The organism is Microcoleus sp. AT8-A3 (assembly GCF_036705675.1).
Classification (GTDB): Bacteria; Cyanobacteriota; Cyanobacteriia; order Cyanobacteriales; family Microcoleaceae; genus Microcoleus.
In genome coordinates this window covers 15,937-36,614 of record NZ_JAUBVD010000002.1, presented here as the reverse complement: position 1 = coordinate 36,614, position 20,678 = coordinate 15,937, and the positions used below count along the sequence as shown (strand labels likewise).

Annotated in this window: 14 protein-coding genes; 8 read left to right on the top strand and 6 right to left on the bottom strand. The window is 45.4% G+C overall.

The genetic code is table 11. The features are described from left to right. Positions 1-59: 59 nt before the first annotated feature. Positions 60-1,094, bottom strand: coding sequence for a type IV pilus twitching motility protein PilT (locus tag QUB51_RS01670; RefSeq protein WP_333057316.1), 1,035 nt, complete (start codon positions 1,092-1,094; stop codon positions 60-62). On the opposite strand from QUB51_RS01670, the gene QUB51_RS01665 reads away from it, so the two are divergent. From QUB51_RS01665 to QUB51_RS01640, 6 genes are all read left to right on the top strand, one after another. Next, a complete protein-coding gene (locus QUB51_RS01665; protein ID WP_333057315.1) occupies positions 1,093-1,356 on the top strand; it encodes a hypothetical protein in 264 nt (87 codons plus the stop codon). The two genes, QUB51_RS01670 and QUB51_RS01665, sit on opposite strands and share 2 nt — an antisense overlap. Positions 1,357-1,639: 283 nt before the next feature. Further along, positions 1,640-3,037, top strand: coding sequence for an amidase (locus tag QUB51_RS01660; protein ID WP_333057314.1), 1,398 nt, complete (start codon positions 1,640-1,642; stop codon positions 3,035-3,037). A 315-nt stretch (positions 3,038-3,352) separates the two neighbouring features. Continuing rightward, a complete protein-coding gene (locus tag QUB51_RS01655) occupies positions 3,353-4,852 on the top strand; it encodes a hypothetical protein (protein ID WP_333057313.1) in 1,500 nt (499 codons plus the stop codon). A 460-nt stretch (positions 4,853-5,312) separates the two neighbouring features. Continuing rightward, positions 5,313-8,069: an NHL repeat-containing protein gene (locus QUB51_RS01650; RefSeq protein WP_333057312.1), complete on the top strand. Its 2,757-nt coding sequence runs from the start codon at positions 5,313-5,315 to the stop codon at positions 8,067-8,069. 569 nt (positions 8,070-8,638) lie between these two features. Further along, positions 8,639-10,639 (top strand): cation:proton antiporter domain-containing protein, encoded by a 2,001-nt coding sequence (locus QUB51_RS01645; protein ID WP_333057311.1) that lies wholly within the window; start codon positions 8,639-8,641, stop codon positions 10,637-10,639. Between the two features lie 515 nt (positions 10,640-11,154). After that, entirely contained in the window at positions 11,155-12,813 is a 1,659-nt protein-coding gene (locus QUB51_RS01640; RefSeq protein WP_333057310.1) for an alpha/beta hydrolase, read from the top strand. A 994-nt stretch (positions 12,814-13,807) separates the two neighbouring features. Here QUB51_RS01640 and ilvC read toward each other — a convergent pair. Then, positions 13,808-14,857 (bottom strand): ketol-acid reductoisomerase, encoded by a 1,050-nt coding sequence (gene ilvC / locus QUB51_RS01635; protein WP_333057309.1) that lies wholly within the window; start codon positions 14,855-14,857, stop codon positions 13,808-13,810. Between the two features lie 299 nt (positions 14,858-15,156). On the opposite strand from ilvC, the gene gloA2 reads away from it, so the two are divergent. Together gloA2 and QUB51_RS01625 are read left to right on the top strand one after the other, a co-directional pair. Next, the gene (gene gloA2 / locus QUB51_RS01630) at positions 15,157-15,543 is read left to right on the top strand and encodes an SMU1112c/YaeR family gloxylase I-like metalloprotein (protein WP_333057308.1); all 387 of its coding nucleotides are present in this window, start codon (positions 15,157-15,159) and stop codon (positions 15,541-15,543) included. Between the two features lie 315 nt (positions 15,544-15,858). Further along, complete coding sequence (locus QUB51_RS01625) at positions 15,859-16,077, top strand: hypothetical protein (protein WP_333057306.1); 219 nt, start codon at positions 15,859-15,861, stop codon at positions 16,075-16,077. Between the two features lie 6 nt (positions 16,078-16,083). Here QUB51_RS01625 and QUB51_RS01620 read toward each other — a convergent pair whose 3' ends face one another. The 4 genes from QUB51_RS01620 to QUB51_RS01605 are packed head-to-tail and all read right to left on the bottom strand — an operon-like array spanning position 16,084 to position 20,555. Next, positions 16,084-16,374 (bottom strand): hypothetical protein, encoded by a 291-nt coding sequence (locus QUB51_RS01620; protein ID WP_333259943.1) that lies wholly within the window; start codon positions 16,372-16,374, stop codon positions 16,084-16,086. 54 nt (positions 16,375-16,428) lie between these two features. Beyond that, entirely contained in the window at positions 16,429-18,099 is a 1,671-nt protein-coding gene (locus QUB51_RS01615) for a dynamin family protein (RefSeq protein WP_333057303.1), read from the bottom strand. 14 nt (positions 18,100-18,113) lie between these two features. Continuing rightward, positions 18,114-20,189 carry a dynamin family protein gene (locus QUB51_RS01610; RefSeq protein WP_333259939.1) on the bottom strand — a complete coding sequence of 692 codons (2,076 nt, stop codon included), beginning with the start codon at positions 20,187-20,189 and terminating at the stop codon, positions 18,114-18,116. A gap of 33 nt (positions 20,190-20,222) precedes the next feature. Then, entirely contained in the window at positions 20,223-20,555 is a 333-nt protein-coding gene (locus QUB51_RS01605; protein ID WP_333057300.1) for a hypothetical protein, read from the bottom strand. Between the last annotated feature and the right edge of the window lie 123 nt (positions 20,556-20,678).

The window sequence follows — 20,678 nt, the reverse complement described above, 5'->3', positions numbered from 1 at the left end:
AAGTTAACAGTTAACAGTTAACTGTTAACTGTTAACTGTTAACTGTTAACACTCGACCTTTAGACTCGACCTCGCAGCATCTGAGCCATTTCGTTCGGGAACGGCGAGTTCTCTACACAAAGTTCTTCAGTAATCCGACCTTCTTGATAAAGACCGTAGAGCGACTTATTCATCGTCGTCATGCCTTCATAAGTATCTTTGATCATGATTTGATTGATTTCCTCATTCTGCCCCTTCATAATGTATTCCTTAACCACGTCGGTATTGATCATCACGTCGTGGAAAGCAGCCCGCTTGCCGTCTGTGGTTTTGCACAGCAGTTGAGCAATAATCGCCACTAGGGATTCGGAAATTGAAACCCGTATGGCATCCTGTTCTTCCGCCCCGAACATATCAAGAATCCGGTTCAGGGTTTTAACCGCACTGTTGGTGTGCAGGGTTCCTGCAACTAAGTGACCGGTTTGAGAGGCTTTGAGGGCGATTTCCACCGTCTCTCTGTCCCGAATTTCTCCTACTAGCAGCATATCGGGGTCTTGTCGCAGAGCGCCTTTGAGAGCGCTCATAAACTTGAGGGTGTGCCTGCCGACTTCCCGGTGCTTAATCAATGATTTTTTGCTTTCGTGTACGAATTCTACCGGGTCTTCGATCGTGATGATGTTGTAGGCTTTATTCTTATTGATGTAGTCGATCATCGCGGCCAAGGTGGTAGACTTACCCGAACCTGTCGGCCCTGTCACCAAAATCAGCCCTTTGTGGTAGCCACATATTTTCCTAAATACCTCCGGCAGTTTCAATTCCTCCATTGTCAAGATTTTGGCAGGAATTAGCCGCAGCACCATTGCCGGGCCGGCCAAGGAGTCCATGCAACTGATCCGAATGCGGACGAACCCGAAGTCGAAAGCGCCGTCAAAGTCTAGGGTTTTTTGGAAAATTTCAATTTCTTCATCGCTCATGCACTCCCGCAACCAGCCAAAAAACGTATCTAAATCCGTCGGTGGATAGCCGATGTCGGCAATCTCGCCCCGCGTGCGGAAGCGGGGAACTTCGTTTACTCCGAGGTGAAGGTCGGATACTCCTTCTTCTTTGGCTCGCATGACTAGCTCTTTCAAAGTCGGAGATCCGCCGCTGCTAGAACTCTGGCTTTTAGGTGTGGCGAAGGATTGCGAGGCTGGTGCTGGTGCCGGTGGCGCTGCTGGTGCTGGTGCCGGTGGCGGTGCTGGTGGCATTCCTGCTGCTCTGGGGGGCATTCCGGGAGCAGGAGGGCGGGGCATTCCGGGTGGTGGGGGGGCTCCGGGTACGGGCGGGCGAGGAGCGGGCGGATGCTGTTGTGTCATATGCGCTACCTTAAGTTGGTGAGAAGGCTGACTCGAACAGATGATTTGTGGGAGTTGAACAATGCCGATCGCCATTGTGCGCGTCTTGCACAAAAGCTTAACTGTTGTTCTCAGTCTATCCCAAGAGGGGGTCGTAGTGCTGCACTACTAAGGAACTATTGTGCCAATTGGAGGATGTCATCACTCTCGATATATGATCAAATATGGATTTTTGACTTTTTTGGATAAATTTCTTAATCAAAAGACTTTGCCACAATTTAAAAGTATTAAATTATACTTTGCCCAACTATTAAGGACTTAAACGGATGAATTCTGTCGATCGGGCTTTTACTCCAGCTTTGGAGTTGGCGGAGTCGATCCGCACGCTGGAAGTGTCGCCTTTAGAAATTGTCAATCTGTACTTGGAACGCATTGAGCGATTAAACCCTGAGCTGGGCAGTTATTTTACTGTAACGGCCGATCGGGCGATCGCCCTAGCTAAATCTCAAACCGAACAACTAGCTGGGTTAAACAAGCCACAGGAATTGCCACCTTTTTTCGGAGTGCCGATCGCCATTAAAGACTTGACACCCGTTACCGGCGTTCCGTGTACCTACGGCACTCAGGCTTTGCAGGGTAACATCTCTGCCTACGACGAGTCAGTAGTATGGCGGATCAAAGCAGCGGGATTTAACATTCTGGGCAAAACAGCCACCTCTCAAATTGGCTCATTACCTTACACCGAACCAGAAGGTTTCCCGCCCGCGCGCAATCCCTGGAATTTAGACTATACGCCCGGAGGTTCCAGCGGAGGCTCAGCGGCGGCTGTAGCAGCGGGTTTGTGCGCGATCGCCCAAGGTTCAGACGGCGGCGGTTCGATTCGAGGTCCAGCTTCCTGCTGCGGTTTAGTAGGCATTAAACCGTCGCGGGGGCGAGTTTCCTGGGCACCTGTCGGAGATTACCTCAGCGGCATTTCTGCCAACGGCCCACTGGCGCGCACTGTAGCTGACGCCGCCGCACTTTTGGATGTGATGTCAGGCTACACAACAGGCGATCCGTACTGGCTACCCGATTCAAATCCGACTTTTCTAGAGGCTTCCCGTCAAAAGTCGGGCAAACTGCGAATTGCGTTTTCTACCAGTATTTCCCCTGTGGGCGAGGCTGCGCCTATCTGTCAGCAAGCGGTACTCGAAACAGTAAAATTATTGACAGATTTGGGTCATGATGTCGAACCTGGATGCCCGGATTTTACGGGTTTAATCGAACCGTTTATCGCAATTTGGCAGTCTGGGGCGGCGGCAAGTGGCATTCCAGGCCCTGCTTTGGAACCGATGAATCGCTGGCTGTTAGAAAGAACTATTTCCGCTGGGGAATATTTGCGGGCGGTGAATCAAATGCAGGTGATTTCACGGCGGATTGTGGGATTCTTTGAAAAATTTGATGTGTTAGTTTTGCCAACTTATATGCACTCGCCAATCCGGGTTGGGGAGTGGGCGGATTTGAGTTTTGAAGAAACTTTGCAGCACATTATTAATTGGGTAGCTCCTTGTCCGCCGTTTAATGCTAGCGGTTTGCCTGCGATCGCACTTCCTGCCCTTTTAGATAACAACGGTTTGCCCGTGGGAATTCAAATTATCGGGCGGCCGGCGGCGGAAGCAACTTTAATTGCTTTAGCGGCGCAGATGGAAGCGGCGAAACCTTTCCCCGTTTTAGATTTTAAATAGGGAATAGTAAGGGATAAAATCACATTTCCCTTTTTTAGGGGTTAGAAGCTGTTCGCTAATTTCTGGACAGAACTACCCATTGCTTTCCGTTTGTCCATCTATTAACCGATCGACATATTCTCGCTTGCCGTTCCTGCCAGTTGGGGACTGCTTTCAATTTGTCTTTGATTCCTGGTTTCACCTTGAAACACACAGGATCTTTATCTAGTGGCTCATCACTGGTAAAACCAAATTTATTGTCTTTATGGAATGGCATTGTTGTTTTTTGCCGTAGTTGATATACTGACACGTAACATACATTGAGAGGTCGAATCAATGCCTTCCCTAACTTACATCAAAGGTCTTCCAACGCCAGCAAACGAACTAAATGCTTTAGGATTCACGGATTTTGAGATGTTCCTAGAGGCATTTGCGCCCATCTTTCGAGATGCCGCAATTGAAACAGTCAACCACCTAAAGAACGGCACTGAATTCAACAAATCAATGTGGAACACCCATTTGCAGAAGACCTATCAAATTAGCAAGCGTCATGCAAATGGTGTCATTGCCTATGCAAAAGGTAAAGTAGACGGCTCAAAAGAACATCAAGCTTTGCATATTAAAACATTGTTCGGGAAGGCGAAATCAATCAAAGCTTGGATTAAGAAGGCAGAGCGCAAGCTGAAACTTGCTCGAAAGTTCTACGCAAAAAAGAATTGGGAGAATTCAAAAACAGGTTGCAATTTCCCTCTGTCCTGTTCGTTGAACCATAAAGATACGAATTGGCAAAATTTGAAGTTTCAACTTCATGGAAAAAAACGCAAACTGTACCTGATTCAAGCCAAGATCGAATTCTTGAAACATAAACCCATTAAGGTGTCCGTCCCGCACGGTCAAGTTTTTATTGTTGGGGCCGCAGACGAAAGTTTTGGGAATCAGGTCGCACAGTGGGACGGTAAAACTATTAAATTCCGTGTCCCTGCCTGTCTAGAAACTCGGTTTGGGAAGTCCGTAGTTTCTGAAGTTGGCAACTTCGATCGCAACATTAACCGTTTACCTGAAACAGGCTCTAAGACCTGGCATCTCTTCAAAAAAGATGGCAAGTGGAATATTGCGGTACAGTTTACAGCTTCTGAGGTGAAGCGCCAATCCAAAGATCGTGCCTATGGCTGTATTGGAATTGACATGAATCCCGGTTCGATTGGTTGGAGCTATGTTGACACTGAAGGCAACCTGAAAGCTCATGGTAAAATTCCCCTAGAAATCGGACTCCCATCCGGTAAGCAGCAGGCTCAAATCGTTGATGCCTGTCTGTCTCTGGCTAACCTTGCAATTTGCTTTTCTTGCCCGGTCGTGTGCGAAGAACTTGATTTTGCGCACAAGAAAGAGTGCTTAGGTGAGCAAAGCAAGAAATACGCCAGAATGATGTCTTCATGGGCTTACAGCGAGTTTTTCAAACAACTGAACGCAATCTTATCAAACCGTGGCATTGAGCTAATTACGGTCAATCCTGCATACAGTTCAATTATTGGTTTAGTGAAGTACATGAAAATGTACGGACTAGCCAGTGATGAAGCGGCTGCATTGGTTATTGCCAGACGCGGAATGCGGCTGAGTGAAAGACTGCCATCAACCATAACCGCCTATGTTGAGGTGAACTCAGCAAAGCACGTATGGTCGATGTGGAACCAACTGAATAAACAGATCGAGCGTTCCGGTAAGGTTAATCGCAGACACGATTACTTTACCGTTTCTAACTGGAGTTTCCTAGCCAACCTCGAAAATGAGGAAGATTTATCACTAGGAAAGAACGCTTTCACTTACACCGTGGAGTGAGGTGCGGACAAATTATCTAGCATTGGGTAGTTTTGTCCACACATTTAGAAGCGGTATGCCAAATCAGGATTTGTGTGCGGGGAACTAGAAATCCGGTTTTTCGCATAAATTTCTATTGACTGTTGACCCCCTCGCATCCAGGATACCCGCCACGTGATTCATCCGTCCAGAAATAAAAAACCTCTATCCGATAAAGGAGCCCCCGAATTGATCCGTGGGGTCAATTCTAAAATCTAAAATCTAAAATCTAAAATCTAAAATCTAAAATCGATTGACTGTTTGACATTTGAACAATACCGATGCCACGGGAAACGAGAGGATTGAGAAAGGGGACAAATTTCAGGTTTAATTATGGCAAGGAAATATAAAATACTTCTTAAGATACTTGACATATTTGGAAAAAAGGCTATAATTTCTTCAAATTAATTCCCGATGGCGGGTGTATCTAAAAAAATAGCTTATGTTTAACACAGCAGGACGGTTTCCAGAAAATCCGATTCGGGGAAATGTTGCGGGTGTTTCAGCGGAAATACTAGACTTATTCAGTAAGTTCGATCGCTTAAATCAGATCGGGACAATTGCCGTAGGCGATACCAATATTTTATTTGATACCAGCTACGATTTGACTGAAAAACGCGATGGGGCGGCGGCTGCGACTGGTAGTGCGATCCTCTACGAGGGCTTCGCTAACGGCCTTTTTGGGCCATCCACCGACTTCGGTCTCCCATCGTCAGGAAGCGACAATCTTAAATTTGATAGTAGTCTAAAATCCCCGACCGCTACCTCCACTCAAGGTGAGATAGACGAACTGACAGGGATGGCTTTACCTGTTGGTGAACTCTCCCTATCCCAAACTTCTTCCCTATTTCCTGATGAAAACTGGGCTTTCAATTTTAAAAATTACACCATCGATCACCAAGGTTTAAACACCCTCAACCTTAAAGTTGGTTACGGGTTAAAACCGGGAATTACCCCAAACGAATATCCAGATTTTGTGCCCATTTACCAAAGCATTGATAATTTCCTAGTTAACTACCCGAACGAAACAGATTTCTGGGAAATTCTCAACAAAAATTTGACGGAAAAGGTGCTTACTGAAAATCCGGTACTGACAGATGTTACGATTCAACTGGAAGTTTTGCCAACGGAGGTATTGCCCTACGATCGCGCCAGTACAGTTTTCCGCAGTCAATCGGGCAAAATCACAGAAGATTGGAATTTTTCACTCAAAGACTACGCAATCAATCACCAAGGATTGAACAAGCTCAATCTCGATATAGATTACCAGTACAAACCGGAAATCGCTCCCAATGAATATCCCGATTTTGTGCCAATCTACAATAGCATTGATAACTTTTTAACCACATATCCGAACGAAACAGATTTTTGGGAAGTTGTCAATAAAAACTTGACTCAAAATATCCTCAACGAAAATCCTGCATTGGCGGCAATTAAGATAGACTTCAACGTTCTGCCAAGCCAAAGCTTGCCCTACAACCGCACCAGCAAAGTTACTCGCACTCAACCCAGCAATCCTCAAGGAACTTTCCTAGTTGGCAATAGCCGGGGAAATAATGTACTTCGGTTTGACGGCAATACCGGCAATTTTCTAGGCGAATTTATTCCACCGGGAAGCGGCGGTTTGTCCAATCCAGATACGATCGTTTTTGGGCCCGATGGCAATGGCGATGATCAGTCGGACATTTACGTTACTAGCGGCGACAAGCCCGGAAATTCGGGAGAACCGACAGCATCGGCGGTATTGCGGTATGACGGAATTACTGGCGCATTTATTGACAAGTTTGTCGCCGATAATCCGAACACGGCGGCCGATGAAACTGGCGGATTGTTTCGCCCTTACGGTTTAGCTTTTGGCCCTGACGGTAATTTTTATGTCAGCAGTTTTTTGAGTGACCAAATTCTGCGATATAACGGCCAAACAGGACAGTTTATTGATGTATTTGCTTCGGGAAATCAGCAAGCGGGAGGATTGAATGGCCCGAACGGTTTACTGTTTGCTCCTGACGGCAATTTGTACGTGACAACGCAGGGGAGTGTGGCGACCAACGGTCAACCAGATTTTAGCGCAGGTTTCCCCAGTCAGGTGCTGCGTTACAACCCGCAAACCGGGCAGTCAAGTATCTTTGCTTCGCCCGATCCTTCGCCTCGGAGTCAGGGATTTGCAAGTCTTTTGGGACTGGCAATCGGGCCCGCTGACGGCGACCTTTATGTCAGCGATTTTGCTAACGATATCAGGCGCTACAATTTAAGAAGTGGGGAATTGGTCAAGGTTTTATCTACGAATTATACTGATACTTCGCCCAGTAGCAATTATGTAGGTAGTTTGGCTTTTTCGCCGATCGGCAATTTGTTTGCAGTTGGCTTTGACAACCGCGCTAATGCTAACGGTGCCGGCGCTGTTTTGCGGTATAATGGCAAGACTGACGAACCGCTGCCAATATCGGGAAATCCTGGATCGAGTAACAGTTCTATTTTTGTCCCTCCCGACAGCAAGCTACAGCGTCCAATAGGAATTTCTTTCTTTCCGTCCGATGCTCAACTGACGGAGAAATGGAATTTTACATTGGCAAATTACCCCATTAATCATCAAGGGTTAAACAACCTGAATATTGATGTAAATTATAAGTACAAAGACGGGATTCAAAATTCTGAGTATCCTGATTTTGTGCCGATTTACAAGAGCATTGACAACCTTTTAGTTAACTACCCGAACGAAACAGATTTTTGGGAAATTGTCAACAAGAATCTGACCGAAAAAGTGCTTGCTGACAATCCGGCACTTTCGTCGGTGACGGTTAATTTGGATGTTTTACCGACGAACCGATTGCCTTACGAGCGCAGCAGTACCGTTACTCGCACTCAAGATGGTAAATTAGGCGAAGCATGGGATTTCAAAATTCCTAATTACTCGATCGATCACCAGGGTTTGAATAACCTCAATATGGATGTCAAATATCAGTACAAACCAGGAATTACGCAGGATGAGTATCCAGACTTTGTGCCGATTTACCAAAGCATCGACACTTTCTTGACTAATTATCCCAATGAAACGGATTTCTGGGAAATTCTTAATAAGAGTTTGACGCAAAAGCTGCTAGCCGAAAATCCGGCTTTGGATGCGTTGCAAATTAATCTGGAGGTTTTGCCGACTAACAGATTGCCTTACGAGCGAGCTAGCATTGTGTCGATCGCTTAGCCTATCATTGGAAATTAGATGGAAAAATCTTGACAAGAAATACATACTTAGCTACCGTAAGGGTAAGGTTAAGTACGTTGCGTAGAAACCAGGTTGTTTCGCGTCCAAGACAAACCCATTTAAATTGTCTGTTGTGCTGTGGTGAAAAACCCGGTTTTTAAAAGAAACCGGGTTTCTGAATTAGACCGAGTTTACCAAATTCCATTTTGGGATATATGTCTGTGTCCCGCTGCATTTGATACCTAAATAGTGGTGGACGCAAATAGGATAAAAAACCAGGTTTTGGCGTTAAAGTCGATCGCTGACAACCTGTTATTTTGACTCTTAACCTGGTTCTTGTGCTTCCAGGACTGAAAAATATAGTTTTTTTTATCGGAGTTCGTGCTGCGCCCAATTTCTAGTCATCCAACCCATATTTTACCAATAAACCCAGTTGCTCCCGCCCAGTCCTACTTATTACCAATTACGCTGTAAAATATTGAGAATACCTCTTTAGATTGATAGACATTTTGATTATTTCCTTTTAAATATGGTAGCAGTTCGCTGCCAATATGTAGGGTAAAAAATTTATGTTAACTTCCGGGCCAATTACCGCCCCCGTTCCCGTTTTCCTGGTTCTTTTAGCAATCATGCTACTCGCGCCGCTGGTATTTGAGCGCTTGCGACTACCGGGAATAGTGGGTTTAATTATTGCTGGCGTAATTGTCGGGCCCAACGGTCTCAATTTGCTGCAACGAGACGCTACTATTGTTTTGCTAGGTACTGTAGGATTGCTGTTTTTGATGTTCCTAGCGGGACTGGAAACTAGCCTTGACGATCTCAAACTGAATGCGGACAAAGCTGTCATATTTGGGCTAGCTACTTTTGCGCTACCGATGATATTGGGGACAGGGGCGATGCTGCTGTTGGGATATAGCTGGCTGGCTGCAATTTTAGTCGCTTCTTGTTTTGCTACGCACACACTTTTAGCGCTGCCAATTCTCACCAAATTGGGATTGATGCGAACTCAGACTATTACTACGACTTTGGGCGGGACTTTAATTACCAATGTGTTGGGACTGTTGGTGCTGGCTATTGTTGTTAAAGCTTACAAAGGAAATCTCACTCTCGAATTTTGGCTGTTTCTCATTCCATCTCTTGCTATCTACACTTTTGCTACTTTGTGGGGCGTTCCCAAAATCGGTCGCTGGTTTTTCAAGAAATTCGGACACGACGAAAATGCCGAATTTATATTTGTATTAGCAACCCTATTTCTAGTTTCTTACGCAGCAGAACTAATTGAAATTGAGGCAATTATTGGTGCATTTTTATCGGGGATTGCCATTACTCAAATTATTCCCAAAATGAGTCCCCTGATGAATCGGATTGAGTTTATTGGCAATACGCTGTTTGTGCCGTTTTTTCTGATTTCTGTGGGGATGTTAATTGACCCGCTAATTTTGGTAAAGCAGCCGCAGTCTTTGTTGGTGGCGGCGGTGATGATTTTAGCAGAGGTGGTGAGCAAGTTTTTGGCAGCTTGGCTACCGGGGAAATTATTTGGCTTTGAGTTTCCGAACATTATGGTAATGTTCGGCCTTTCTGTTGCTCAAGCTGCTTCTACTTTGGCGGCGATTACGGTTGCTTTTGAGATTAAATTGGTCGATCGCGTAACGGTGAACGGCATCATTGCCATGATTTTAGTAACTTGTGTCGCTTCTCCTTGGATTGTATCTCGGTGGGGTCAAGAAATGCAGCCGCCGGGGTCGAGTTTGCCGGTTCCTACTGCGGGAAAGCATTCATGGGGAGAGCGAGTTTTAGTGCCTGTTGCTAATCCGAATACGGAAGATAATTTGCTGCGTTTGGCTTTGATTTTAGCAAAAACATCTCAGGGAACTTTGTTGCCGCTGCATATTTTGTCCGATCGCGGGGAAGCAATTTCGCCCGCAGAGAAAATGCAGCAAACTCAACTTTTGACTGCTGCGGAAACTGTCGCCCATGCGGCTGCTTGTGCGGTTGAACCGATCGCGAGGATAGATGATGCGATCGATCGCGGAATTCTGCGGAGTGCAACCGAACGCGAGGCTAGTTTAATAGTTTGCGGTTGGAAGGGATTTTCCACGACTCGCGACAATTTTTTTGGCAGCATCATTGATACTGTGATCGGGCGATCGCCCGTACCCGTACTGATTGCTCGATTTCCCGATCCTCTCCAGAATACAGCCAGAGTTCTTTTGGCGGTAACTGACAGCGAGTTGACTCGGTTTGGATTTCAGGAAACCGTGGATATTGCTAAGAGTTTGGCCGAGGAACTCAAGGCGAGTTTGCAAGTGTTGTTGGTGGCGACAAAACGGGAACAAAGCAACAAAAGTGGGGCGGAGGTGGAAATTCTTTCTGAGATACCAGTAAATCGGGTGCGGGGAAATTTTATCAGGCTAGTTTCGCAGAATTTGTTAGAACACGATTTGCTGATTTTAACCACAATTTCTCACCAGAATTTGTGGGAAAAACCGGGCACTCTCAAAGAACCGGAAGCGATCGCCCGGGTTCACGCAGATATCTCGATGCTTGTTGTTTATTTTCCTGTATCTTGAGGAATATTTTGGGAGCATCTCAATGAAAGCAGGCAAGCTAGAAATTGGAGTTAGGAGTCAGGAGTAAGGAGTCAGGAGAAAAGAGTCAGAAGGAAGAAGTCAGGAGCCAGAAGAAGTGTTTTTACAAATATGAGATGCTCCCAATATTTTAACCGCAGATGATGTTATGAATCTGCATTGATCTGCTGTTAAGATTTAATCCTACTCCATCCGATGCAACCGTCCATGAGATAACTAACTTCCGAAGTTTGTACTTTTCGGGCTGCAGGTTAATATCAAATCCGTGGGTACCGACACTATTCCTATCTCTCTTCTCTTCCTCTGCGCCCTCTGCGCCCTCTGCGGTTTAATCATTCAAAAAGAACCCGCCTAAAGCCCGGACGATCGCACTTTTCCAAACTAATTTCGATCGCACTCCGATGGAGACAATTTCTCGGCATCTAGGACAATTTCTCGGTATCTGGGAGAATTTTGAGAATATGGTGATATATCTCCTCTAGTTCAATAACGTAAAAATGAGCATCAGACCAAATTTCAGATGGTTTTCTTCAGTGGCGAGTGTTTTGGGTTCGATTTCGATCGGCACTTTCAGCGACGCGACATCCTCTGTAAAAGCGGCAGAAACGGTTGTTATCCGCAAAGGTATTTTAGAAACGTCAATATCGGTTGCGGATTTGCGCGAACTCGCAGAAACAGGAAAAGTCCCCGCCAAACTGCAAGCTTATGCCAATCTCTTGTCTGACGAACAGCGGAGTAAAATTTTTCGGGCGCTGCAAGCGAAAATTCCCCTCAATGTAGTCGGCCTGAGCAACTTGCTAAATACGGGCATTGGCACTGGCATCCTGACGGATTTGACTACTGTCATACCCAGGCGCGACGGTGGGGGTGTGGAAGCGCTGCGAGCCGCTCTGGTGCAGGGAGCAAAAGCGCCGGAAGGCTTATCTATATTGAGTTTCATTGAATCTTATCCGAGCTCGCGGGTCGTGGTGGATCTAGATCGAGCTTTCGCTGTTTTGGGAAATATGAACGTAAGTTTTTGGCAAACTCAGCGCTTTATGGCGGCGATCGCACCTCAGTTAGCACCAGTTAAACCCGCGTTTAAGCTGCCTTTCGATCCAACCCAGCCGGGCCCTAATGTCGTGCAGGTACGGGCGCTAGATTTGAACGATAGCGCCCGCAATCGGCGTATTCCAGTTGATGTGTACTGGTCAAGAGCTGCGACAGCCGACAAACCGACGATCGTCTTTTCTCACGGTTTGGGTTCCGTCCGCACGGATTTGCGCTACTTAGCCGAGCATTTGGCGTCTCACGGCTATGTGGTAGCAGCTTTAGAACATCCCGGCAGTAACGAGACGAATACCAATGCTGCGATGGCGGGGAAGTGTCCGTTGCTAGCTCCTCAAGAGTTTTTAGACCGTCCCAAAGACATCAGTTTTGTACTCGACGAACTGACAAAATTGAACCAAACTGATGATAACTTGCAGGGGAAAATTGCGATCGACCCAGCGGTGATCGTTGGCTATTCCTTCGGCGGCGCTACAGCCTTGTCCGTGGCCGGCGCCGAACTGCAATTGAGCGGACTCAAACAAAGGTGTCAGGGGGATTTGATTGGGTTCAGCTTAGGCGAAGGCATTCAGTGCGCGGCGGCCGGATTGCCCGAAGAACGGTATCAATTGCGGGATGGGAGGATTAAAAGGGCGATCGCCATGAATCCGATCGCATCATTATTATTTGGAGAAACGGGCTTAAGTAAAATTAAGATTCCCACATTAATAGTAGCATCTTCTGCCGACAAAACCACTCCTGCCTTAGCCGAACAAATTGCTGGCTTTCCGAAAATTCCATCTCCTAAATGGCTAGTTGGTTTTGTAGGAGGAACGCACTTAAGCGTCAAAGATCCGAGTACAACTTTAAACCAAGTTCGCAGGCCGAGCACAGTAATTACTGGGGATGAAGTTGTCGGCGACCAAGCTGTTAGCATACGCAATTATATTAAAGCTGTAAGTTTGGCTACCGCCGCGCAACTAACTGCTGAAGCTGATAAATATGCAGTCTTTCTAACACCAGAATACGCGCAATTTGCCTCCACATCGGCAATCCCGGTGCGGCTAGTAACAGAAATTTCCCCGGAAATTAATACCGTCGTGCAAACTTTTATTCAAAGGAATAAGTAGTTATTAGTCATTAGTCATTAGTCATATCATGTCCGGTCAATTAACCATGATTCCTGTAGGGGCGGGTTCGCCAAGATATTGAATAGAAACGGGAAAATCTGTAAACCCGACCCGACCTTTAATCGCCGTAAATCGATGGGACATAATATCATTAGTCATTAATCATTAGTCATTAGTCATCAGCTAATAACTAATGATAAAAACTTGTAGTAATATCAAATAAGGTGACATCGAAATTATACTTGAGTGCGAGCGGGACGATCGCTCCTGAGAGCGCGGAGCCACACGGGAAACTCCCACTGCACTGGGAAAATTATGATTCCGATGTCAGCGGAAACGAGATTACGACTAGCAGCCTTTCCTTTTGTATGCGCGGTAGCTTAGCCCCCAGGGTGGATTTTCTTCTTAAGCTGTTTCTGATATTTTTTGTCCGTGCAAGGGCAAAATATAAGCAACCGCTTTCACAAACTCTACTCCCCAACTGCGATGCCTAAAAAAAATCTTATCCCGCTATTGCTTCTGTTGGCAGCCCTGTTTACCCTTTACGGTGACACTTTAACTTTTCTCCCCAAACCTGTAAGAGATACTAGCGTGGCCAGTCGAAAGTTCTTCGTCGGGTTGTGGCCAGATTGGTTGAGGCCGAGAGATTTCAACGAGAAAAGGCAACAGGATATTGAGAAATTGCAAAAAACTCCTAGCCCGAGTCGATAGTTTTGAGCTACCAGCGAGAAACCCTGTTTCTTTAACAATACCTAGCCATTTTCTTGTAGGTTGGGTTAAGCGAAGCACAACCAAACAGTACGATTTTAGATTTTGGATTTTAGATTTTAGATTTTTTATCCCATCTCTAATCTGTAATCGATTAAACTTGAGATTTGAGATTTTCCCAGCAGTAAGGTGTGCAATGCACACCCTACAGATAGAGGTTATGCGTCCAGGACTATTTTAGATCGATCCTCCCATCTAAAATCTAAAATCTAAAATCTAAAATTGATTAAGCGTGCTTTTTCAACCAGCTAAACATAGCTCGCAAATCTTTACCAACTTCTTCAATAGGATGTTCTGCTTCCTGACGGCGCATGGAGGTAAAACCTGGCTTGCCGGCTTGGTTTTCCAGAACGAATTCGCGGGCAAATTGGCCGGATTGAATTTCGCTGAGAATCTTACGCATTTCGGCGCGGGTTTGATCCGTGACGATGCGGGGGCCGCGAGTTAAATCGCCGTATTCTGCGGTATTGGAGATGCTGTCGCGCATTTTGGCGAGGCCTCCTTCTACTACTAAGTCAACGATAAGTTTAACTTCGTGCAAACATTCAAAATAAGCTAATTCCGGTTGGTATCCGGCGTCAACTAAAGTTTCAAATCCAGCTTTAATTAAGGCGCTCAAACCGCCGCACAAAACTACTTGTTCGCCAAAAAGATCCGTTTCTGTTTCTTCGCGGAAAGTGGTTTCCAGGATGCCGGCTCTGGTGCCGCCGATACCTTTAGCATAGGCCATTGCCCGATCGCGCGCTTGACCGGAAGCATCTTGATATACTGCAAACAAACTCGGAACACCTTCCCCTTGTTCGTAAGTCCGTCGCACCAAGTGTCCGGGGCCTTTGGGGGCAACCATTACTACGTCTACATTGGCAGGGGGAACAACTTGGCCGAAGTGAATGTTAAAACCGTGAGCAAATGCTAAAACATTTCCTTCAGAAAGGTTGGGTTCGATTTGTTCTTTGTAAATAGTTTTTTGAACTTCATCGGGCAATAAAATCATGATGAAGTCAGCAGCGGCTGCTGCTTTGTCTACCGGGTGAACTGTTAAACCCGCGTCGGTTGCTTTGGCGGCAGATTTGCTACCGGGATACAAACCGACAACGACATTCATGCCACTGTCTTTGAGGTTAAGCGCGTGGGCGTGTCCTTGGGAACCGTAGCCGATGATAGCAATCGTTTTGTTGGCTAAGAGGTCTAGGTTCGCGTCGGTGTCGTAATACATACGGGCCATAATCCTTGTCTCCTGAGATGCAAATTGGGTGATTGACTGCAAAACTCTCATTTTATCAAAGTAGGGTACTTTTTTTACATAATTTTTTTAATTAAGATTTGAGCGGGGGAAATTTTAGCGAGATCGCGCTGAATTTAGCAGGGTTTGTCGCCGAGTCAAATATAATTGTCAATAGCGTGCTGTGCATTTGAAAAAACCTCACATCTTGCACCATTCTCAAGAACAGGCTTTCCGGCCTGTTCCACAAAGAGTGAATTTTGTTGTGGAACAGGCCGGAAAGCCTGTTCATAAAAAGCTTATTTAACATGGTGCAATATCTCAGAAAAACGCAACTAACTAACTTTTTTAAGATGAAAATAAAAGCAATACATCATGTGGCGATTATTTGCTCGGATTACGAAGCATCGAAAAAATTTTATGTAGAAGTATTGGGATGTTCCATTATCAAAGAAACTTTCCGAACCGAGAGGAATTCTTACAAACTAGATTTGCGAGTCGGAAACGGGGACACCATCGAGCTTTTCTCATTTACCAATCCTCCTGAAAGAGTTAACAATCCTGAAGCTTGCGGTTTGAGACATTTAGCTTTTGCCGTAGAGGACATAGAAGCATCCGTTGCTTACTTAAAATCCCAAGAAGTAGAAGTAGAAAACATTCGCCTTGACGAAATTACCGAAAAACGGTTTACATTTTTCCGAGATCCCGACAACTTACCCTTAGAAATTTATGAAATTTAAGGAGGTTACCGAGTTTGTAAAGTCGCTCTTAAGTCAATAAGCTGTCACGCATTTAAATTGCATATTCAGGGCGGGATCTTAGGCCCAACCCCTACTCCCCACAAGACGGCGAATTGTTTGTTGACATTCTATTTAAATGCACAACAGCTTAGGTGGGGTGTGCATTGCCCTAAAAACTGCATGATTCATTCTAAATCTAAAATCTAAAATTTAAAATCTAAAATTGTATAATGGACTATCTCATCAGAAACACCACGCTCGGATTGCCTGCTTTCATGCTATTTATAGCCATAGTAGCTACAGGTAAAACAGGTAATGTGGTCGCCATTCTACAAAAATATGGTAAAAACCGCAAAACTGCGAAATGCGCGATCGGGCTTTGGCATTTTACCGACTTGGCCGACTTTTATGCCGCTGGCTTATATTCCGATCGATCACTTTCTAGTGAGCAAAGAAATTGGTGTTTCAAAGATTCGTACTGGCCGAAATGTCGGTTCGGATCATTTGCCGTTAATTACAGATTTGGTCATTTGAAGGAAGTTAAAGCAGTGACTGATTAGAAATTGGATCTTTCATTATTTTTAGGAACGGGCAAGATGCCCGTTCCACAATAAAACTGAATTTTTGTGGAACAGGCATCTTGCCTGTTCTTCCCACAATAAAACTGAATTTGTGTGGCACAGGCATCTTGCCTGTTCTTCCGACAATAAAACTGAATTGTTGTGGAACAGGCATCTTGCCTGTTCTTCCCACAATAAAACTGAATTGTTGTGGAACAGGCATCTTGCCTGTTCTTCCCACAATAAAACTGAATTGTTGTGGAACAGGCATCTTGCCTGTTCTTGAGGATTTGACAGAGCCATCAAAGTAATATAAAATCTCAAATCATATAACTTTTATTCTCTCCAATTGTGCTTCTAAGTTCTCGATTAAATTATTTACTAACTGTAACTGGTACTGTTGAACATTCATATTTAATGGCTCTTTGCTGTCTTGAAAACAGATAACTTTTCCGGCGATTTCCTTGTAGTGTTGCAGCATGGAAAAAGTATCGGTACTGAAGCGAGCGAGATAGTTTTTAGCAGCCTCGCTGCAAATTTCCGTTACTTGATTTAGATAAGCTTCTGGCGATTCAGGCGGCTTTTCATACCCAGTTCTTTTATTCAAAATATAGCTAGCACCGCCGACTACTGCGGCTCCCACGGGCCCGCCCAATAGCCAACCTAAGCCTGTGGCGATCGCCACAGGAGTCACTTCACTGTCGATCGACTTTTGAGCTGGAGGTGGTGGCGGTTCCGGTAAGCTAACTTGCGGGGATGGAGGAAAGGAAATCAAAAGTGCGATCGGCTGTTCTTTATCAAAGAACTCGCAAGCTTTATTTACCCATTCTGCGATGGTTTGCTGCTGCTTCAACACCTCTCGCTCAAATTTTAGCTTCCAGGCATCAAAACTCCCTTCCTGGAGCGACAGCGCCATTTCCGATTGATACCGCTGCAAAAGTGTGGGCTGGTAAAGCCAAATCTCGAAATCGGAAACGCTGGCTTGAAAGCCTTTTGATATCAGTTTTTCAGCTTTTTGTTTAATTTCAATTTTGTCTTTGTGCTTCTTTTGAGCAGCGGCTATTTCTGCGGTGACAGTTTCAGCTTTGGCTCGAAGAGATTGGCAAATTTTAGTAGCTATAGCTTCAATTCTGGGCAACTTAACTGCTAGTTGTTCCTGTCGATCTGCCACAATACTCTGCAAAGCCGATTCAAAGCTGGCAATTCCTGTAGTTTGGGCGGCCGCCACATCTCCTTTCAGCCTCGCCCTCAAAGCCGGCAAAGCATCGACGCGGTAGATATTGCTGATATTGTTCGGCAAGTTCGAGCGAAAACTTTCGGCAACAAACAACAAGCGATTGTAAACTTGTTTTTGGTCGTCTGGTTCGAGTAGATTGAGAAAATTGGCAACAAAGACGACTGTGTTGATGTTGCGATCGCTCAACCAATCTCTCAAGTTCTCCCGTTCGCCTAAAGTCATCAATTTGCGAGCATCTAAAACCTGCACAACCAAATCAGCCGTTAGCAATTTATCCCGAACCAAATTATCCTGTTCTTCGCGATCGTTGGTTCCCGGCAAATCCAGCAATTCCACACCGGTTTGCAGGAATGGATGGGGACAGTAAACATTCACGGCTGCCACATCATCCCGCATTTGTCTCGCGTCGTCAAGGATGGCGTAGCGTTTCAAAACATCAGTCCCCGGTTCGCTAATTTCCGTGCCGTCTTTGAGGGTAATTTTTGCGCGCAATTCCTCGCCGTAGTTGACATAAATGGCAGCACCTGTAGTGGGCACAAGGTCGATCGGCAAAGCACGATTTCCAAGCATTGCATTGAGCAAAGTTGACTTGCCGTAGTTAAACGGGCCAAAGACAGCTATTTGAAAAGTTGGTTTGGCGAGATACTCGCAGATTGAGGTTGTATCTAGATAAAGTTGGGAGTTTTTGTCGAGTTCGAGAATACCGAGTGCTGATTTGAGATTGTCGGTGAGGTATTGATAAATTTCGGGTTGTTGCATATTGTTGTTTTATTTCAAGCGGATGCTAGGAAAGCTTGATATAGCGATTCGATACTCTGCGACTGGGCAGAAACATCAGCCTCCAATTTTTTCAACCGCTGTGATTCAGCCTGACAATTAATCTCGCGAGATTCCTTTTGTTCCAGCAAATTATCTAACTCTGATTTCCGAGAATTGATATCACCATTCATGCGATCGCCCACTTCCCGCCCGTAAACATCAAAACACTCTTTTACAGCATCGTGAATCGGCTGCCACTGCTCTTGAGCCACCTGCGGCAGATATTTCACTAGCTCTTTTTTCGCCGCTTTCACCAACTGTTTATGAGCTCCGTCTGCTTGCAAAACCCCAACACCCATCCCCAATAAAGCCAAGTACAGCGGCCCCAAAACAATCCCCGTCAAACTAGCAAGAATCGTACTGACGCTCAACACAGTAATTAAGTTGAGCAGGATATTTTTCCAATCAAAACCTGCTCCTGCCATTGCTACGCCTGCCAGATTCCCGGTCGTTAACGAGAACAATCCCATCGCCCATTTTGCCCAACTGGGCGAGTTATCTTCGTTCGAGTTGCTGACTGCTGCTGGTATTTTTTGTCCCGTTAGTTTTTCGGTGATTTTTTCAGTCACTTTCGTGTAAGATGCTCCGTAATTTGCGGCACTTTTCGAGAGTTGCGAAAATGCTGAATTCATCTCTTGTTCAGCAGTTAGAGTCCAAGCTGCTAGTTTGTCATTGATGTACTGCTCGAATGCTCGTTTGAGCGATGCTTCAAAGGCTTCTCGCTTGCCTTGGCTGAAGAAATCCAGAAATCTCAGTTCAGGTTGATACCGTAAGAAATCTGTTTCAAAGGTATTTTCTAAGTTGAGAACGTAGGTGCGGAAAGAATCTGCGATCGCCCGCGATTTACTATCTCTAACTTCGATAATTTCTTGTTGAAACTCATCGCGAATGTGAGTCAGCTTTTTAAACTCCGGCTCAACTGAATTAATCTTTTCCTTCAATTCATTGACATCGCGATCGAGTAATGGTAATCTGCGCCCAACAGTTTCGCGGACACGAGCAGAAATTTGACGCGCCAAAGTCCTCGCCGGACGCAATTCCGAAATCGCTCTTTCCTGGGTCAAAAACGTATTTAGTGCCGCCATGAACTCGGGAAAACCAGTACCTGCCAAATCCGCATCCGGGTTTTTCATCCGCAATCTGAGCGCCTTAATTGAGGTAATTGCAAACACTCGCTCGTCGTAAATGTCGTGGCCTTCTGTTAAACAATATTCAGCCAAATTAGCTTGAAAAACCCGCCGCAGTTTCCCTTCTGCTTCTGCCAATTCTTCAGGATCATCCGGGTCAATCAAACTTTCCCGCACCTGATCCCAAGCATTTATCAGGAAGAAAATGCTCAATCCGCGATTTTTGATGTAATTTTCTAGATAGCGTCTTTCGCCCATTGTGCAAGGCTGAGTGGCTCTAAGTACAAATAAAATAGCGTGGCAGTTGTTGATGTAACCGAGAGATAATTCATTCCGGGCTTCTGTATCGTTCAGTCCGGGACTGTCTACTATTTCTATGCCTTTTTCCAGCAAAGGTAAGGGATATTCTACTACGGCGCAATCGATATCTGGAAATGCTGGTTTCTTTTCTTCTTCTAAGCGTTTTGCCTCAGCGGGGTCAATTGTGTAGTTCTGTTTAAAACTTTTAAAATCTAGCTGTTTTGGGCTTTTGCCGTCATTGAAATAAACGGTGACTTTTTTTTCTGAACCGTAGCGCAAAATCGTCAGCAAAGCTGTACAGGGGTTTACGTCGCTGGGCAGTAAGTTTTCGCCGATTAACGCATTGAGAAAAGTGCTTTTACCGCGTTTCATGTCGCCTAGCACTAGCAGCCGAAAGACTCCTTGGCGCAAGTTTTTACTGGCGATATCAATGTCGGCGTTGTCTGTTTCTAAACCGAGTTTTCCCGATGCTTCTCCTCCTGCTAATTCTGATTGGTTGATGGCTGTGGCGATGTTGCTGAGGCGAGTGGCAATTTCTCGGCGGACGGCGGCTACTCGCTCTAAATCGTTGAGAAAGTTGCTAGTTTCTACTTTAAGGTTCATGGGTATTTCCTGATAGTTTCCTGCTTGACATTCTCAAATTTTGTCTTCTTCAATAAACATTTTGTAAGCTATGAAAGCAATGCCTCCCACTATCAGCGCGGCTGCCAGCCAAGATGCTATGCGAACTGCAACGATAACAGCAATGACAATGCCTGTAAATTGAGCGGCTGCTATAATTTTTCTGCGCCACTGTTTGAGTTTGCCGTTAACTTGGCTGTCGGGTTCTTGGTACTTGCTTGTTAGATGTTCGGGCACTGAACGGTCAATTTCGGCTTCTAGTTCGCGGAGCCTAATTTCTTGTTCGCGCTTCCGCAGTTCTTGTTCTTTGCGCCGGAGTTCTCTGGATTTGTTGTCTGGAGAATTCATAAATTTTAGCCTGTTTTTCGCTGAAAAAATGTGTTATTTATTGTCAATGTTGCGGAGCGATAAGTTCTCTACGACTGTAACTCACCTTTTCCGGCGTGTCGAGAAATGTTAAGAAATTTTAAA

Bases quoted from the DNA above. Each gene is read 5' to 3' on its own strand.
- QUB51_RS01610 (WP_333259939.1), bottom strand. From the start codon at position 20,189: ATGAACCTTAAAGTAGAAACTAGCAACTTTCTCAACGATTTAGAGCGA.
- QUB51_RS01650 (WP_333057312.1), top strand. From the start codon at position 5,313: ATGTTTAACACAGCAGGACGGTTTCCAGAAAATCCGATTCGGGGAAAT.
- QUB51_RS01670 (WP_333057316.1), bottom strand. From the start codon at position 1,094: ATGCGAGCCAAAGAAGAAGGAGTATCCGACCTTCACCTCGGAGTAAAC.
- QUB51_RS01605 (WP_333057300.1), bottom strand. From the start codon at position 20,555: ATGAATTCTCCAGACAACAAATCCAGAGAACTCCGGCGCAAAGAACAA.
- QUB51_RS01645 (WP_333057311.1), top strand. From the start codon at position 8,639: ATGTTAACTTCCGGGCCAATTACCGCCCCCGTTCCCGTTTTCCTGGTT.
- QUB51_RS01665 (WP_333057315.1), top strand. From the start codon at position 1,093: ATGACTAGCTCTTTCAAAGTCGGAGATCCGCCGCTGCTAGAACTCTGG.
- QUB51_RS01660 (WP_333057314.1), top strand. From the start codon at position 1,640: ATGAATTCTGTCGATCGGGCTTTTACTCCAGCTTTGGAGTTGGCGGAG.
- QUB51_RS01615 (WP_333057303.1), bottom strand. From the start codon at position 18,099: ATGCAACAACCCGAAATTTATCAATACCTCACCGACAATCTCAAATCA.
- ilvC (WP_333057309.1), bottom strand. From the start codon at position 14,857: ATGAGAGTTTTGCAGTCAATCACCCAATTTGCATCTCAGGAGACAAGG.
- QUB51_RS01620 (WP_333259943.1), bottom strand. From the start codon at position 16,374: ATGCCTGTTCCACAACAATTCAGTTTTATTGTGGGAAGAACAGGCAAG.
- QUB51_RS01640 (WP_333057310.1), top strand. From the start codon at position 11,155: ATGAGCATCAGACCAAATTTCAGATGGTTTTCTTCAGTGGCGAGTGTT.
- QUB51_RS01625 (WP_333057306.1), top strand. From the start codon at position 15,859: ATGTGGTCGCCATTCTACAAAAATATGGTAAAAACCGCAAAACTGCGA.
- QUB51_RS01655 (WP_333057313.1), top strand. From the start codon at position 3,353: ATGCCTTCCCTAACTTACATCAAAGGTCTTCCAACGCCAGCAAACGAA.
- gloA2 (WP_333057308.1), top strand. From the start codon at position 15,157: ATGAAAATAAAAGCAATACATCATGTGGCGATTATTTGCTCGGATTAC.